Annotated in this window: 12 protein-coding genes; 7 read left to right on the top strand and 5 right to left on the bottom strand. The window is 41.4% G+C overall.

Features of this window, described 5'->3' with window-relative positions; translation table 11 throughout:
- Positions 1-2 precede the first annotated feature (2 nt).
- The 5 genes from V7K98_RS28345 to V7K98_RS28325 form a co-directional block, all read right to left on the bottom strand.
- A complete protein-coding gene (locus tag V7K98_RS28345) occupies positions 3-707 on the bottom strand; it encodes an actin-binding WH2 domain-containing protein (RefSeq protein WP_335028075.1) in 705 nt (234 codons plus the stop codon).
- Positions 708-730: 23 nt separating this feature from the next.
- Positions 731-2278, bottom strand: a complete 1548-nt coding sequence (locus tag V7K98_RS28340) for an FAD-binding oxidoreductase (RefSeq protein ID WP_335028073.1) — start codon at positions 2276-2278, stop codon at positions 731-733.
- A 57-nt stretch (positions 2279-2335) separates the two neighbouring features.
- Entirely contained in the window at positions 2336-4363 is a 2028-nt protein-coding gene (locus V7K98_RS28335) for a pentapeptide repeat-containing protein (RefSeq protein WP_335028071.1), read from the bottom strand.
- Between the two features lie 30 nt (positions 4364-4393).
- A complete protein-coding gene (locus tag V7K98_RS28330) occupies positions 4394-4516 on the bottom strand; it encodes a hypothetical protein (protein ID WP_335028069.1) in 123 nt (40 codons plus the stop codon).
- Positions 4517-4946: 430 nt separating this feature from the next.
- The gene (locus V7K98_RS28325; RefSeq protein WP_335028067.1) at positions 4947-6458 is read right to left on the bottom strand and encodes a hypothetical protein; all 1512 of its coding nucleotides are present in this window, start codon (positions 6456-6458) and stop codon (positions 4947-4949) included.
- A gap of 524 nt (positions 6459-6982) precedes the next feature.
- Here V7K98_RS28325 and V7K98_RS28320 point away from each other — a divergent pair.
- The 7 genes from V7K98_RS28320 to V7K98_RS28290 all read left to right on the top strand — a co-directional run bounded on the left by V7K98_RS28320 (position 6983) and on the right by V7K98_RS28290 (position 17129).
- On the top strand, positions 6983-7168 hold the full coding sequence (locus tag V7K98_RS28320; protein WP_335028065.1) for a hypothetical protein: 186 nt from the start codon (positions 6983-6985) through the stop codon (positions 7166-7168).
- Positions 7169-7520: 352 nt separating this feature from the next.
- A complete protein-coding gene (locus V7K98_RS28315; protein WP_335028063.1) occupies positions 7521-9398 on the top strand; it encodes an NAD(P)H-quinone oxidoreductase subunit F in 1878 nt (625 codons plus the stop codon).
- A 54-nt stretch (positions 9399-9452) separates the two neighbouring features.
- Entirely contained in the window at positions 9453-10175 is a 723-nt protein-coding gene (locus V7K98_RS28310) for a carbonic anhydrase (RefSeq protein ID WP_335028061.1), read from the top strand.
- An 86-nt stretch (positions 10176-10261) separates the two neighbouring features.
- On the top strand, positions 10262-11758 hold the full coding sequence (locus tag V7K98_RS28305) for an NADH-quinone oxidoreductase subunit M (RefSeq protein ID WP_335028059.1): 1497 nt from the start codon (positions 10262-10264) through the stop codon (positions 11756-11758).
- A gap of 99 nt (positions 11759-11857) precedes the next feature.
- Positions 11858-13165, top strand: coding sequence for a CO2 hydration protein (locus V7K98_RS28300; RefSeq protein ID WP_335028057.1), 1308 nt, complete (start codon positions 11858-11860; stop codon positions 13163-13165).
- Between the two features lie 280 nt (positions 13166-13445).
- On the top strand, positions 13446-13574 hold the full coding sequence (locus tag V7K98_RS28295) for a hypothetical protein (RefSeq protein ID WP_335028055.1): 129 nt from the start codon (positions 13446-13448) through the stop codon (positions 13572-13574).
- A 195-nt stretch (positions 13575-13769) separates the two neighbouring features.
- Positions 13770-17129, top strand: a complete 3360-nt coding sequence (locus tag V7K98_RS28290) for an efflux RND transporter permease subunit (protein ID WP_335028053.1) — start codon at positions 13770-13772, stop codon at positions 17127-17129.
- Positions 17130-17261: the final 132 nt, after the last annotated feature.

The following is a 17261-nucleotide window of genomic DNA, read 5'->3' as shown; positions in this document are numbered from 1 at the left end:
AATTAACGGAATCCAAAGAGATAGCTAAGAGATTTAATGACGCTTAAATAGAAATTACCTTCTCTTTCGCGGAAGAGTTCAAAAACAGAACCAGGTGTACCAAAAAATGGTCTGAGAGTCCATCCTAACTGACTGCCTACGAAAGCGTAAAGAAATAGCCAAAATTGTAAAATCTTCTGACGTGTCTTACTACCTTCGTCATCTTGTTCTAAAACTAAACTCGTGGCTTGATATAAAGAAGAAATCCCAATGAATCCAGTTAATGCAAAGATGAATACATTTAACAGAATTAAAAATTGGTAATTATTGGTGGTAATTAAGAAAAACAGAGTTATTGGTGCAAAGCTAAATAAAAGTACGCTTGTCACTGAAACAGCAGTTAATACTAATGCTAAATGCTGTCCAAAAGTCCGCTTGGAACCAAAAATAATATTAGCAAAGAACAACGTCGGGATACAAATCAGCAGCGTGATTAAATAAAGGGCTGGGAGTTTAATGGCGGAAGATAAAGCTTGCATCCAGCTATGATATGCACCAATGATTCCGCCATAAGCAGCGAGAAATAACGAACTGCAAACCAGTAGAGAAATGATTTTATTTGGTAATCTTATCCCTTGGCGAACTTCCTCTAGAAATCCTTGGCGATCGCGCAGGAATCCAATCAATACTGCAAAGTATTTGATTCCTGATGATTTCCGTTCCATCATGTTATCCTCACACCGATAAAATTCTAAGTTTCATCTGAGTAATCACCACCAGAACCATACTTCCAAGCATCAATTAAACGATGCCAATAAAATTGTTGTTCTTTTGGTTGATTCTTAATCCATGTTTCTAGCATTGGACTTAGCGAAAACAAGGCAGTGTAGACACCTAAATTACTGTAATGTAACATCCAATCTAACAAACTTGCCAAACCTACTTGCGGAATTATCTTGGTAACTATTCCAGGATGATAGAAACCAGTTCTTAACAGTGTTTGCGTGAGTGCCGAAAACTGTACTATATCTTGTAAAAATGGTTTTAGCACTGGTGTACCCAAGTGTTGCATTTGCTGAAATACGGCTGAGAGTAATTGGTTAATTTGATCTGGGGCAATTTTCTGATTTACACCAACACTCATCGCCCTTTGAAATAACCAGGTAACAGTCAAACTTGGCTGATAAGGTTGCAGCAGCACTAAGGCTTTTGCAGATAATTGTTCTGTTTCCAGCGCTTCGGAAATGCCATAAGTTAAACGCTTCAGGTGACGCACCATTGCCCCAAAACCACCAAAACTCAAGGGAGATTGACTACCACTGCTATCCCCTACTGGAAGAATGCGATTCCAAGGGGTTTTTAGCGGACTTTGGCGATAGGTAGGAAAGAAACCAAATAACGCCCGTTGAAATTTCAGCTTGCTTAATTCCACTCCCTGATATTCTGGTAAAAGACGCAGATATTCTTCAAATAAAGCTTCTAAACTCAAACGTTGAGGATCTGCATCCATGTAGGTAAACAAGTAAGTTGTTCTGCCATCTCTGGCTGGGAACGCTTCCCAGAAGTACTGACATTGATTTTGCAACTCAGTGAATGATAATAACAAGTCGCCTGAGTTATTTTCCGCAAAACCTTGGGCGCAAGTTCCCACAACTAGGCATAAAGCGTCTGGTTTTTTGCCTTGGCGTGCTTGTTGGGTGATGGGTGAAAAATGTCCCATTGCATCGATTAATAACCGAGTTTTAAATTGGTTATTTACTATCACCCCATCTGGATGAACCACTGCTTCGCTAAAGGGTGTATTTTCTAATAACTTTCCACCAGTGGCGAGAAATCGGGTTTTCAAGGTAGCTAGTAGATAAACTGGATCTACGCCGATATTCAAGACATCCTCTACCCAAACTTCTGTACTGCCAGCAAAACTAACTCGTGCTGGGTTATATTGAGTGGCGATCGCACTTGCTAATTCTTCCTCAGTCAGCAAGTTCAATTCCACAAATACATCTAGTTCTTTGCGAGAGATATTCCACTCTTGTTCCCTCCCCCGCAAAATTCCCCGTTCTAGCAACGCCACCCGCAACCCCTTCACAGCTAGGGCGCAACCAATTAAAATGCCCAATGTGCCACCGCAGATAAGCACATCAAAATCTACAACCCCTAAAGGCTGTTGATTTTCTTTAACTAACGTTGGCACTGGTGCGGAGTTTTCGCGCAGAGATGTGAGGATGCGATCGCTTTGGCGCAACCCTTTTAAAACATCGCCTGGTAATTGGGAAAGAATTTCTTCAGTTAAAGACATTGAGTTTAATTCCAGCAGAGTTATAGTATCGATCGTATCTTTGCTGGAACAGCGCTTTTATCCCAAACCGAATAATTTTGCGATCGCAGGTAATAATTTATTAGTCGCTTCAACTAGAGAAGCAACAACAGGTAAGCCTGTAAATATCCCTTTCAACATGGTGATAGCTGTTTTTGCCGTCTTCTGCTTAGTCGATTCTTGAGGACTTTTACCCGCTTCTGCCAAAGCTTGCACCTGTTCTAGTGCTTCGGCTTTGTCTTCTTCTGACAAATATGTGGATTGGATGATTGCATCTTGCAACTGCGACAATAATTCTTTGATTCCTGGTTTCTCGACATCTGGCGCATCAGGTAACTCATTGAGGGCAATACTCACGTTACCGCTAATGGTTCCCAGATTAGCAATAGAACTATTGCCAGCGATACCGCTAACATTACTGCTACCTTGAATGTTGATGCCGCTGATATCAGACATATTTGTATCTCCTTGAGTATAAAATTTCGGCTGCTTGAGAGCAGTATCTACCATATTTTCTAAACCAATAATGCGCTTATCCTTTTCTACCAGCAATAATTGCTGACTCTGCGATAAAGCTTTCAGTTGATTATAGTCATCAAAATATTCTGCACTCAGTTGAGATTTATCGCTGCCTGGGTTGGTTTTGGCTCTCAGCAAGATTTTATCATCGCCGCGTTTCTCCATTGCCACAATTTCTAACTCGGCTTCTGGATGATTTTCGGCAAGGTTTTTGAAGGCGATCGCGATCGCACGAGGGTCAACGCCTTGATTATGGTATAAGTCGAGGGTGTCAAAAATTGGCTTAATAAAGTCGGCAAAATCACCGTCCTCAAATACCTCTTGTTTATTATCAGGTTTGCGGAGGGGGTCGGGGTCTTCTTTTGTGGGTAAGCGCATGAAGACATATTCACACCTCACGCCATGCAATTTAGTTGTATTTGTAATACCCCAATCTTCAATGTAAGCTCCGGTGAGAATTGCACCTGTTAAATCTGTGCCGTCTAGTTGGGTTTGCTTTAGTTTTGCTCTTGATAAATTGGCATCTTGCAAATTCGCTTCACTGAGATCAGCGCCAATAAAGCTGGTATCTGCTAAGTTTGCTGCTTGTAAGTTGATACCTCGGAGGTCTTGACGGTCAAAGTTTTTGTCTTGTCCCTGTCCTGTAACCAGCAGTTGACGTACTTGTGAGTTCTGAAGATAAGTTAAACCAGGACGAACACGGTCAAGCATTTTGGTTTGATGCCAACAGCTACAGATAAGGATTGTGTTGCGGAAATCTGTACTTTTAAGCGTTGCTTGGGTGAAATCAGCATTGGTTAAATCAGCGCCACAAAAACTTGTACCTCCTGTTGCAGCAAAGGTAACAGCAATATTACGAATCAAGGAGTGCTTTTCGTCTCCTTTCATGGCTCGCCAACTGATGTAGATACTAAATAACGTTCCGGCGACGGCGATGGCTAAGGCAAAGGCTCCGGCGACGGCGACGGCGACGGCAAAGGCAAAAGCTCGGGCGACGGCAAAGGCGACGGCAAAGGCAAAGGCGACGGCAAAGGCTCCGGCGACGGCGAAGGCGAAGGCAAAGGCAAAGGCGACGGCAAAGACTCCGGCGAAGGCAAAGGTGATGGCATCGGCTGTGGTTCCGGCGACGGCTCCGGCGAAGGTCAAGGCGACGGCAAAGGCAACGGCTAAGGCTAAGGCGACGGCTCCTAAACCAGCTACTACTCCTTGGCGAATTGTGACGAAGAAAAAGGCAATTAATACGATTAGGGCAGCCCAGCCGGCAATCTGATTCTCTAACTTGGAATTAAATATTAGTGACATCAAATAACCGTTGAAAACCCATAAAAATCCTGACAGTCCCGACAACAGCCACGAGACAAGGACTAGGAAAATTGCCCAACGGCGTTGTAGTCCAGCTTTGGCATGGCTGAAGTTTGCGCCTGTTAAATTAGCATGAGTGAAGTTTGCCCCTCGGATGTCGGCATAGCTAAAGTTTGCACCCGCAAGGTCTTGTCTACCTTTGAAGTTGCATCCTCGGAGATTTTGACCGGAGAAGTCTAAAGCCATGTTCCACTTTACGGAGGTGAGCAAATTTTACTACACGCTCACCCCTGTAAATTCAGGAATGGTTAGATATATTTGTTGGTTGACAATCAAAGGTGCAACTTCGAGGATAAAAGGTGCAACTCCGAGGATAAAAGCCGCAACTTCGAGCTTCAAAAGGTCATCATTGAGCCTCAGAAGGTCAACGTTGAGGATAAAAGCCGCAACGTCGAGGATAAAAGGTGCAACTTCGAGGGTTAAAGGCGCAATTTCGAGCTTCAGAAGGTCATCGTTGAGGTTCAGAAGGTCAACATTGAGCTTCAGAAGGTCATTGTTGAACTATATTTGCTGATGACCACACTTCGACTATAAGATTATCTACATAATTAAAATTCTCATCATCAAAATTCCATAACAGTAGACAGGTGCGATTTCTGTTATTTTATCGATCATCAAATCTAGGGCGATATCTGACGATAAGCTGCTCTAGCAATCAATTAAGTCTTTCATATACAGCGTATTGCGGGTAAATGAAGTACACGGGTAGGGGCACAACATGTCGTGCCCCTACGATGATCTGTAGCTCACCAAGTTGCAATCTGCTGTATCATTTGATGATATACCAAATACCGTTATTATCTTGACGCAAAATCTGGTATCTTTGCTCAACAAATTCCAGCATTTTAGGGAAATTTGCTTTGATTATAGCTTGTGGTTCATAATCAATAAAGATATAAGGAGGCTTTGATGAATCTAACTGATTTATCAGTGCTAACCATTGCTCAGATAGAAAATATTCAAGTGCCCAACCACGTAATATTGTTGCTTGACTCCGCCCAGAAAAGTAGTAAATAGATGGATCGCCAGCTACATAAATATCACCAGCAATACTTCCTGATTGAGATATAAAATTAGCTTCTGAATGAAGAGATGGATATTTTTTTCTGAAGACAGTCTGATATTGTAATCGTGTATCTTCAGTTAAAGCAAAATTATTACTAACCAGAGTTGCACTCTTCTTTATCAAAGCTAATGACAAAGGTAAAAACAATAGAAATATCAGTATAACAGTCGGGATTAAAGACCTTAATTCTTTTAAATAATCCCATAATATATCTAATCCTTTAGTTGCTAAAATACCGATGGGAACAAACAACAGTAAATAATGGTATTGCCACAATGCTGTTCGCTGTAAAAAAATAACACTCAAACCAAAAATACACCAAACAACAAGTAGCAAAGTCAATATATTTTTAGACTTATGCAATGAGACATATACTGCAACACTACCCATTAATAATAAAGGGTAAAAACTTTGTAAGAACCATTTGATTCCCGAAATAAAATTAGTTTTATTAAATACGGTATTAGCAACAACAAGAGGTGGATAGATAAAAAATGTCTGAAAAACTATTGAAAAACTATTAACCCAAACAAAGTAGCTGGCAACAACTAAAAGAGGAAGCATAATTCCTATAAAAATTGGCAAGCACGTATCAATCAATATTTTCTGAATTTTTTGCCGTTTTATTATTAAATAATACATAAATATCGTTAGCCAAAATGCAACAACGATAAGCAGAAGTACTAATTTAAATAGTATGACTATTCCCCCAATCAAGCCTGACATTAAAAGTAAGTAAAATCTTTGCTTTCCCTCATTTTTAAAAGACTTAAAAGTTAGCCAAAGACAAAGAAATAAAGGAAAACCAACCAGTGCTTCTACTTGAGTAAGATGCCAAGCACCTGAAACAGTATAGTAAACGCCAACCGTTAATAATGGTACTAGGCTTGCGATGATTTGATGCCGAAAATAGCTTTTGAGAGTCAGCAGCAATGTTATCGAAAAAAATACCATGTAAATGAGTTCAAACAAATGGATGCCAATCTCATTAAAGCCAAACAAATTTCCTGCTAAAAAATAAAAGCAGAAAATCCCCGGTTGCTTAATATCCCAGAAATCACGATAGAGTACCTTTCCTTGTTGCATCTCCAAAGCACCTAGCCTAAAAAATGCTTGATCTCCGTCAAAGGGAAAAGGTAAATGGATAAGACCAATGATGACAATAAGAATCAAAACTATCAAGTCAGTTCTATTTAATTTAGCAATACAGTTCATGACATAACTAATTTCAATTTAAGTTAATATAAAAATCCAGTGTAATTACTGTTAGCGCAGCCTGGCATAGCCATAATAATTACTTGTATAGGTAGACCAGAGGCAAAAGTATTCTAGAAAATCAAGGTGTACTTAGTATTTCTCAAAACATCAAATAGTAGTCTTTGATATCGTAATTAGATAACAATAATTGTATAGTTTATTCATTAATGATGGTGTATGAAAACTTTAATAGGCAATGCTTCTGAGCTTTTTGTTACTTAAATTCTGTTTTTAACTTTGCTATGTTCTACCATACCTTTTAGAGTTTGCAAAGGCTTTTTGTATAATCAAAACTGTATCTTCATAAATATTGGTTCAATAAGTGGATAAGCATGAAAAAACTAACCTCTATAAAGATAAAGAGGTCGATACAATGTCTAAAGTATTACTTTGATGAAGTATGACTATATAGGTAAGTGTGTGCCTTAAGTATTAATGTAGATATAGGCACTACACAATAACTTGCATTACAGGAAATATTGATGGAACGTTCAAAAATAATTGCTATTCTTACAGGTGCAATTTCGGTGATTTTAGCGATCGCTTACCTCATCCTAGTCCAACTACTGGACTACCGAGACATGAAACCTGCCCCCATCAGCCAATTTGACCAAGCACCTGTAATTATTTCTGCTTTTTGGCAGATTGACAAAATTACTAAGATGTAGACTGTATTTCGTTTGCTGACTTGTAGAGGCGCAATCCATTGCGTCTCTTGTCGTTTATGTCAATAAGTAAAAACTAATGATAACTATTGATTAAGCCAAAGATTGATTCATAGATAAAAAGTAATAGGTATTATTCATTACTCGAATGGTCGATTATATAAGATTTATTTAGAGTATTTATCTCAGATTTGTTTAGATAAAGTAATTCCTTTTTGACAGATATAAAGGTAAGCTGTTTTAACAAGATTAAATAAAGATAAATTTGTGTTATCTGCAATCGCTGGGTTAACAGGGATCAACGTAAGTCGATTCAAAACCCTAAGTTTTTGATGCAAACAATAGAGGTGGGTTGATGGCTCAGTTTCTACTTGAGACTGTTTGGCTAGTTCCTTGCTATGCCTTAATAGGTGGCTTATTAGCCGTGCCTTGGTCGCCGGGGATCATTCGGAAAACGGGGCCAAGACCGGCGGGTTATATAAACTTGGTGATGACATTTTTGGCGTTTCTACATAGTGCGATCGCCTTACAAGCAACTTGGAATCAGCCAGCCCAAGAAGTATTTATCCCTTGGTTATCTACGGCTGGTTTAGACCTCACCATTGCTTTAGAAATATCCTCGGTTAGTGTCGGCGCTTTATGTGTGATTAGTGGCTTGAATTTGCTGGCGCAGATTTATGCCATCGGTTACATGGAGATGGATTGGGGTTGGGGACGCTTCTACTCCTTATTAGGATTATTTGAAGCGGGACTTTGCGCCCTGGTTCTATGTAATAACTTGTTCTTCAGCTATGTAATTTTGGAAGTCCTGACACTGGGAACCTACCTATTAGTTGGCTTATGGTTTAGCCAGCCGTTGGTAGTCTCAGGTGCGAGAGATGCTTTCTTAACCAAGCGGGTGGGAGATTTATTCTTGCTGATGGGCGTGTTGGCATTATGGCCCCTCGCTGGTACTTGGAGTTATCCAGAACTAGCTAAGTGGGCGGCGACTGCTAATGTCAACCCGACAACAATGGCGCTGGTAGGTTTAGCTTTAATTGCCGGGCCGATGGGTAAATGTGCCCAGTTCCCCCTCCATCTGTGGTTGGATGAAGCAATGGAAGGCCCAGTTCCTAGTACAATTTTACGGAATTCGGTAGTAGTTGCTAGTGGTGCATGGGTGCTGATTAAACTGCAACCTGTGTTAAGCCTATCGCCCATAGTTTCTTCTGCGATGGTGGCCATTGGGGTAGTAACAGCGATTGGTGCTTCTTTAATTGCGATCGCTCAAATCGATCTTAAACGCTGTCAATCCTATTCTGTCAGTGCATACATGGGTTTAGTATTCATCGCGGTGGGAACGCAACAAAACGAAGCGGCGCTGTTGTTAGTACTCACCCATGCTATATCCGCAGCCCTATTGGTGATGAGTACCGGAGGAATTATTTGGAATAGCATCACTCAAGATGTTACCCAATTGGGCGGATTATGGACACGTCGCCCGATTTCAGCAATAGCTTTTATCGTTGGAACTTTGGGATTAGTTGGTTTTCCACCACTGGGTAGCTTTTGGGCATTAGTGAAACTAGCAGATGGCTTATGGGAAACTCAACCTTTGTTAGCAGGAGTAGTGATAACAGTAAACGCTTTGACAGCAGTGAGTTTAACCAGAGAATTTGGTTTAATTTTTGGCGGTAAAGCTACACAAATGAGTCAGCGATCGCCTGAAGCACACTGGCCGATGATTTTACCAATGGTTATCTTACTTGCCTTTAGCCTCCATCTTCCTTTAGTGTTGCAAAGCTTATCACTTTTACCCGATTGGGCAAGTCTCAATAAAGATGTTGTACTACTTTTAATTTGGTCGAGTATTTCCGGTTGCAGCATCACTGGGGTGGTTTATTTAGGCAATATTCCTAAACCAATTCGCCTCCCCTGGAAAGGTTTACAAGACTTGTTCGCATACGACTTTTACACCCCCAAACTTTATCGGATAACCATTATTTTTGGCGTTGCCAAAATTTCCCAACTTGCCGATATGATTGACCGCTTTGTAGTCGATGGCATCGTTAATTTGGTTGGTTTATTTTCGCTATTGGGTGGTGAAAGTTTAAAATATAGCACCTCTGGACAAACCCAGTTCTACGCCTTAACCGTCTTACTAGGAGTAAGCTTTTTAGGAATGTGGGTAGCTTGGCCATTTTGGGGAGTGCAGTTTTTAAATTTGATTTCTCAAATTTCGACAGTTGGGTAGTTAAACACCGTTTTATTACAAACAAACAGACATTAATATTGTGAGGATAATTCCATGAGTACACAACATCCACAAACCAATCTTTCCAGAAGAAGTTTATTCAAGTTTGGTGCAGGTGCCATCGGTACAGGGATACTGACAGTTGGACTTGGCTCAAATTTACTTGCAGCCGAAAAAGCCCCACTAGCGCCAGCAGAAAATGATATTACTCCCGATAAAGCATTGCAAGAGCTATTAGAGGGGAATGAAAGATTTGTCAAAGCAAAACGTCGCAATCCCAACCAAACTCATTCACGTTTAGTCGAAGTTGCTAAAGGTCAAAAGCCTTTTGCTTCTATTCTAGGTTGTGCAGATTCACGCGTACCATCAGAGATTGTTTTTGACCAAGGACTTGGAGATTTATTTGTCTGTCGCATAGCTGGAAATATTGCTACAACGCAGCAAATTGGTAGCTTAGAATTTGGCAGCTTAGTGTTAGGCACTAAAGTCATCATGGTAATGGGACATAAAAGATGTGGTGCGGTAGAAGCTGCTATTAAAGGCGCTCAAGTCCCTGGGCAAATTGGAAGTTTGCTTGCAGCAATTCAACCAAGTGTAGAAAGTTCCAAAGGAAAATCAGGAGATAAGTTAGAAAATGCCTGTAAAGCAAATGTTTTGGCGCAAGTTGAAAAATTGAAGTCATCGTCAGTTTTATCTGAATTAATCAAGGCAGAAAAACTGAAAATAGTTGGTAGTTACTACGATTTAGATACTGGCAGAATCAGTTTAGTAAGTTAGCTTTTTTGTCCTTTGTCATTAGTCATTGATCGTTACTAACTCACAAAGGACAAATAACAAAGGAGAAATAATAAAGGAAAAATATAATGTTAAGTGTTTTGATTTGGCTCCCTATTTTAGCCGCCGCTCTCATAGCAATATTACCTGTAAGTATCTCTAATCATCGAATTCGGTTAACAGCATTAATTTTTTCTGGGATAGTTCTTTTTTGGAATGTGTTCATATTGATAAAATTTGATATTACTAATCCAGCAATGCAATTTAAAGAGTATTTGCCGTGGAATGAAACCCTTGGATTAAACTATCAAATAGGTGTTGATGGACTTTCTATATTAATGTTAGTCCTAAATAGCCTACTCACCTGGATTTCGATTTACAGTAGCAGTAAAGAAACTGAACGCCCCCGACTGTTCTACTCCATGATTTTATTAGTGAGTGGAGGGGTTGCAGGTGCTTTCGTAGCTCAAAATTTGCTACTATTCTTCCTATTCTACGAACTAGAACTAATCCCCTTCTACTTACTGATTTCCATTTGGGGAGGAGCGAAACGGGGTTATGCTGGGATTAAATTCCTGATTTATACTGCGGTTTCGGGAGCATTAATTCTGGCGACATTCTTGGGTATGGTGTGGCTGAGTGGTTCTACCAATTTTGCTTTTGATGCATTCTCAACAGAAAATCTGTCAACAACAAAACAAATCCTTTTACTAGCAGGAATAGTTTTAGGTTTTGGTATTAAAATTCCCTTAGTTCCCTTCCATACTTGGCTACCTGATGCTTATGTTGAAGCTTCAGCACCAATTGCCATTCTTCTCGGTGGCGTATTGGCAAAACTAGGAACTTATGGATTGCTGCGATTTGGATTGGGGATGTTTCCTGATGCTTGGAGTATTATTGCACCGACTCTGGCGATTTGGGGAGCAATCAGCGCTATCTATGGGGCAGTAGTTGCGATCGCTCAAAAAGACATCAAGCGCATGGTAGCATACAGTTCTGTTGGTCACATGGGCTATATTTTACTGGGTGCTGCCGCCAGTACACCCTTAGCACTCGTTGGTGCAGTCGCCCAAATGTTTAGTCATGGTCTAATTCTGGCAATTCTTTTCCACTTGGTGGGAGTTGTAGAAGCCAAAGTTGGTACGCGGGAGTTAGATAAACTCAACGGTTTGATGAGTCCCATACGCGGTTTACCCCTAATTAGCGCCTTACTAGTTTTAAGTGGAATGGCTAGTGCAGGTATTCCCGGTTTAACAGGATTCATCGCCGAATTTATAGTGTTTCAAGGTAGTTTCTCCGCCTTTCCCATCCCAACGATTTTGTGTGTGGTTGCGAGTGGATTAACCTCAGTTTATTTTGTCATTCTCCTCAACCGTACTTGTTTTGGCAGACTCGATAACTTTGCCTACTATCCTAAAGTTCTTTGGTCTGAAAAAATCCCAGCTTTAATTTTGGCAGCTTTCATCATCTTTTTGGGAGTACAACCCACTTGGTTAGTGCGTTGGAGTGAATCTACAACTACAACAATGGTTGCGGCAATTCCCTCTTTAGAAAAAACCGTAATCTCTGAAGTAGCGCTGAAATAGAAAATAGATAAAAACACTTGTAGAGACGGCGATTTATCGCGTCTCAAAACCTATCCGCCCAGACGCAATTTATCGCGTCTCTACCCATTTACCATTACCATGACAGCAATTAAAACAGCAATTAAATTACCACCTTCCAAACATGAATTTGCTGATGTAATTCACCGCTTAGAAGCTGGCGGTGCAATGTTACCTGATACTCCAGAAAATTTGATGCAAATCATCGGTTTATATAAAGCTTATGCTGTGCCAATGGATTTTTACTGGCGTGACCTGCTTTATATTGCCGAAAACGAATTTTTAAATCCGGTTCCTTTCTTTAAATACTTCTTACCCAAAGAGTATTTAGAACTACATAATCATTATGCTGGCGATGATGCCGATTTACGAATTTGGCGCGGCGAAGCCACTGCACATCCAGAACTTTTGGCATTTATTGAAAAGGGTGAAACTTTCAAAATGCCAAAGTTGTTGCATCACTTATTCCACGATCGCATTAACATGGAGTTTGCTGAAGCTTGTATGCGGGCAATGTTGTGGCACAGAGGCATGGGTGGACAATTTGACCCTTACCTAGATTCAGAAGAATACAAAGCCAACGCTGACCGAGCAATTAAAGCTTATTTCCAAGGAAACCCAGTCATGCTGGGACTTTACAAGCTGTTCCCCGATATGTTTTTGGAACAGTGCCGCCAGATGTCATACTACGCTAATCTGGGCTTATTCTGGGAAGTCATGGCCCCAGTGTTCTTTGAGATGTCCGACCTCTATGACGAAGGCAAGATTAGCACCGTCCCAGAGGCGATGAGCTTCTTAGTTAATGGTATATTTGCGATCGCAGGTCGTCCCATTTACCATCATGTTTATATTCGTGGTGAATGCTACGAAATTATCCCCAAATCTAAGGGTTTTATGTGGCTATATGAAGCTGCATTACCTTATGTAGAGGCAGTTTTCTACCGCACCGCACCCTTTCGAGGGACAAAATCTTATAATGCTCAAGCGCGTCAAGTGCCAGAAGACCAGAAAGACTTTCACTATGGTATTCTTTATGCTGATGTATTTCCAGTAGGTACTGCTGGGATTCCCCCCACATTATTAATGCAAGATATGCTGCATTTTTTACCCCAATATCTTGTTGATTACTACAGCCAACATTGCCGGGGTGAAGAAGATATGTTGATTCAGTTGGGAGTTAGTTTTCAACGGTCAATGTACTGTGTTACTTCTGCGGTAATTCAAGCTTTGCGAACTGCACTCTTATATCCTTTAGATGACCCAAATCCCAAACATTTACAAGCTAATCGAGAGTTTTTTGAAATGCAGCTAAATCGCTTTACTCGACCCGATTATAATATTCGTGATGCTGCTCGTTTAGGGAGTATTCAAAAGCAAGATTATCGATAAGCCCCCCAACCTTCCTTAAAAAGCAGCAGGGCTATTTCAACCGCAATCCACAAAACATAGATTTTGTCAATAGTATAGGTGCAAAACTTTAGGAATCTGGCGATCAAAAAAATTTCAGTGCGTTGGCGGAGCCTTGCCGGAGGCATCGCCATTTTATTGTCCAATCAGATTTTTTAATCACCTTATAATTTACGCAAAACCACAGATTGTAGGGGCAATTCATGAAAAACTCCACCCACAAGGGGATGAAGTTTTTGGGCATGGGGAACATGAACAGGGCATGGGGAAGAAATTACCAATGCCCAATGCCCAATGCCCAATGCCCCAAGCGACGGGGCGACTATCCCTCTACAGACACCTGGAGATGGAGTTTCCCGTCGCTTTCAATCAATTGCCCCTATCTAAATAAAGCGCAGCCTCACATATAATTGGTATGAGAGGCTTTGCCTTTAGTTATACATTGAGTCAGAGCATCCATTTATACATCTGTATACAGCTATAGAAAAGAGAACAACCAGAAAATATCTAACATTAAATCTTGATACTTATTATATTAAGAACAAGCTACTCTGCCCGTAACCAGAATTAAACTGTTCCTGGATTTATGTTTGTCAATACCTTCATCAAACGTCCAGTCCTAACTACGGTCTGTACGTTCATCATCTTGTTGCTGGGAAGCATCTGTATTCCCATCCTGCCGATTTCTCAGCTACCGGATCTTGCTCCGGTGCAAATCACCGTTAGCTCTAATAATACTGGTGCGGATGCTCAAACAACAGAAAATACAGTCACCAACATTATTGAGCGACAAATTAATGGTGTTAAAGATGTATCTTATATCTCTTCTAATACGGGTAATGATGGTTCCAGCAATATAACCGTCTCCTTTCCAACTAATGTCAATAGCGATATTGCTCAAGTAAACGTTCAAAATAAACAAGCACTTTCTGAACCTCAACTGCCAGATACTGTTCAACGAACAGGTGTCACCGTTGAAACGGCATCAAGCAGTCTCCTTTTGGTCTATGGATTTTACTCAGATAATAATGAGTATGACAACATTTTTATCAGCAACTATGTCGATCTGTATATTCTCGATCAAATTAAGCGGCTTCCTGGTGTAGGAAAAGCCACGATTTTTGGTGAGCGGAAATATGCCATGCGTCTTTGGCTCGATCCCAACAAGCTTGCCCAACATCAACTAACTCCTCAAGACGTGACAACTGCCTTGCAAGAACAAAATATTCAAGTGGGTGCAGGGGCGATCGGTAAGGAACCAGCACCAGATAATCAAAGTTTTGAATTTGCTTTACGAGCAAGCAGTCGATTTAAAAATGCGGCTGAATTTGAGGATATGGTGCTGAAGGTGAGTCAAGGTGGGACTACTAGCACTACTAGCACTAATAGCAGCACTACTAGCACCAATAATAGCAGCACTACTAGCGCTACTAGTAGCACCCTAGTTAAGCTTAGAGATATCGGTCGAGTTGAACTAGGAGCAGAAAGCTATCTCGCTGATGCTAAATTCACCATCCCAGGAAATGCTCCGAAACCAGCCGTGGGACTGGGGATATATCAACTTCCGGGTAGTAATGCCTTGGACGTTGCTCATGCTGTTGAAGAGAAGATCGTAGCGCTAGAGAAGAGTTTTCCACCTGGACTAAAAGCACAGTTGGCATTTGATACGACTCCATTTGTAGAAATTTCTTTAGAAGAAGTTCTGCACACTCTGGTTGAGGCGATTATCCTGGTAGTCTTGGTAATTTTCGTCTTTTTGCAAGACTGGCGCACCACGATTATTCCTACTATTGCGATCCCCGTTTCCCTGATTGGGACATGTGCGGCTCTTTTGGTTTTAGGATTTCAGATTAATACACTGACTTTATTTGGTTTCGTTCTGGCGATCGGGATCGTGGTCGATGATGCGATTATTGTAGTGGAGGCAGTTGCAGTCAAACTAGAGCAGGGTATGAGGCCCTTTGATGCGGCTGTCGAAGCCATGAAGGAATTAACCGGGGCAATCATTGCTACTTCACTTGTCCTGATGGCGGTATTCATTCCCGTTGCATTCATTCCGGGCACTACAGGGATTGTCTACAAACAATTTGCGTTAACCGTTGCTTGTTCCATTGCCATTTCGACCTTCAATGCTTTAACATTCTCCCCAAGTATGGCAGCCATCCTCATGCGCCCTGCTCAAAGTCCACGAGGCCCTTTGGGCTGGTTTTTTGGGCAATTCAATCGGGGATTTTCTTGGTTCACACGGCGATATGTCGGGTTTGTGAGTTACCTTACCCATGTCAAGCCGATTGTAATTGGGGTTTTCATTGCTGGTTTAGTAGCAACGGTTTTAATGTACAGAGCAGTACCTACCGGATTTATTCCAGAGGAAGATCAAGGTTACTTCTTTGTAATTGTTCAGGGGCCTGACGGGGTTTCTTTGAAATATACTGAATCTGTCATGGATCGGGTTGCCAAAGAAGTAACATCGGTTCCCGAAGTTAGAGCTAGTTTTATGATCAGTGGTTTTGGTTTCGATGGCAATGCTTCTAATTTAGGCATTGCCTTTGCTAACCTGAAACCGTGGAAAGAGAGAACTAAAGAATCTGAATCTGTATATGGAATACTTCAGAGGGTGAACCAAAAGCTCTCTTCAATTACAGATGCCAGAGTGCTGGCTGTAAATGCTCCTCCAGTTAGAGGGTTAAGTAGTACAGGTGGTTTTGAGTTTATTATTCAAGATAAAACCGGAAATGCGCCGATTGAAACCCTGGTTGAGACTGCTCAAAAATTCATTGGGGCGGCAAATAAAAATCCTGCTCTACAACGAGTCTTCACTCAGTTCACCGCAGACACACCTCAGTTTGACATTCAGGTAAACCGCAACCAAGCCAAAGCTCTCAACGTCGAACTCAACGACATCTTTGGGACATTGCAAAGTTACTTGGGGTCGCAATATGTGAATGACTTTGTGCAGGGACAGCGACAGTATCGAGTATATGTCCAAGCAGATGGGGTTTTTCGCTCTAATCCAGATGATATTGGTAAGCTGTATGTTCGCTCTGCAAGTGGAACGATGATTCCGTTGAGCAATCTGGTGAAAATTACTCCCTTTGTGGGGCCAAAAACCATTTCCCATTACAACTTGTACAGGTCAATCAAAGTGCAGGGCGCTCCGGCTCCAGGTGCTAGTTCTGGACAGGCAATAAAAGCGATGGAGGAAGTTGCAGCAGAGGTTTTACCTCAAGGGTTTGGTTATGAGTGGACAGGGACTTATCTCCAAGAAAAGACATCTGGAGGATCTACAGGCTTGATTTTTGCCTTAGCGATCGTGATTGTCTTTCTGGTGCTATCGGCTCAGTATGAAAGCTACGTTGACCCGATCATTATTTTGCTGACAGTTCCCCTAGCAATTTTGGGAGCAATGACGGCTATTTGGATACGTTCAAATATTTTCATGGCAGGTAGCCTCTTTCCGAAAGTAGTAGATGATATCTATTGCCAAGTGGGCCTAGTAACTTTGATTGGTCTAGCCGCAAAAAACGCGATTTTAGTTGTGGAATTTGCCAATCAGCTGCACGAGCAGGGCATGAGCTACACGCGGGCGGCAGTGAAAGCCGGGCAAGAGCGTCTGCGACCGATCTTAATGACTTCTTTTGCCGCGCTATTAGGATTTTTGCCCTTGGTGATCTCTCAAGGGGCTGGAGCCAGCAGCCGTTGGTCTTTAGGAACAGCGCTCTTTGGGGGGCTGCTGCTTGCGACGTTCTTGAGTTTGTTCCTAGTGCCAATTCTGTATATCTTAGTCAAGACCTTAGCTCAGTCCATATTTTCTCGGAAGCGATCGAGTGGCTCAAAACCTCCAGATTCTCCAGATGGAACTTCGGCATCTGAACATAGGGCTTTACCTTCTGGTTCAAGTCTGCCAGAGACACAACTCAGGTCTCAGCAAGATGGGATAACCTGAATTTTCTCATTCACCCTTTCCCCGAAACCCCCTAGAAAATGGTTTTGACAAGGAATGCTGCCCTGAAACCAAGCGTATTGCATTATGGGTGAAGCCTTAATAAGACTTACGCAAACAATAACCAAAAAGAAA

It is taken from the genome of Nostoc sp., assembly GCF_036917435.1.
Lineage (GTDB): Bacteria > Cyanobacteriota > Cyanobacteriia > Cyanobacteriales > Nostocaceae > Nostoc.
This window is presented reverse-complemented; position numbering and strand designations above follow the sequence as displayed.

Excerpts from the sequence above, each read along its gene's own strand:
- V7K98_RS28305 (WP_335028059.1), top strand. The coding sequence starts at position 10,262 with ATGTTAAGTGTTTTGATTTGGCTCCCTATTTTAGCCGCCGCTCTCATA.
- V7K98_RS28290 (WP_335028053.1), top strand. The coding sequence starts at position 13,770 with ATGTTTGTCAATACCTTCATCAAACGTCCAGTCCTAACTACGGTCTGT.
- V7K98_RS28295 (WP_335028055.1), top strand. The coding sequence starts at position 13,446 with ATGGGGAAGAAATTACCAATGCCCAATGCCCAATGCCCAATGCCCCAA.
- V7K98_RS28315 (WP_335028063.1), top strand. The coding sequence starts at position 7,521 with ATGGCTCAGTTTCTACTTGAGACTGTTTGGCTAGTTCCTTGCTATGCC.
- V7K98_RS28300 (WP_335028057.1), top strand. The coding sequence starts at position 11,858 with ATGACAGCAATTAAAACAGCAATTAAATTACCACCTTCCAAACATGAA.
- V7K98_RS28340 (WP_335028073.1), bottom strand. The coding sequence starts at position 2,278 with ATGTCTTTAACTGAAGAAATTCTTTCCCAATTACCAGGCGATGTTTTA.
- V7K98_RS28325 (WP_335028067.1), bottom strand. The coding sequence starts at position 6,458 with ATGAACTGTATTGCTAAATTAAATAGAACTGACTTGATAGTTTTGATT.
- V7K98_RS28345 (WP_335028075.1), bottom strand. The coding sequence starts at position 707 with ATGATGGAACGGAAATCATCAGGAATCAAATACTTTGCAGTATTGATT.
- V7K98_RS28320 (WP_335028065.1), top strand. The coding sequence starts at position 6,983 with ATGGAACGTTCAAAAATAATTGCTATTCTTACAGGTGCAATTTCGGTG.
- V7K98_RS28310 (WP_335028061.1), top strand. The coding sequence starts at position 9,453 with ATGAGTACACAACATCCACAAACCAATCTTTCCAGAAGAAGTTTATTC.
- V7K98_RS28335 (WP_335028071.1), bottom strand. The coding sequence starts at position 4,363 with ATGGCTTTAGACTTCTCCGGTCAAAATCTCCGAGGATGCAACTTCAAA.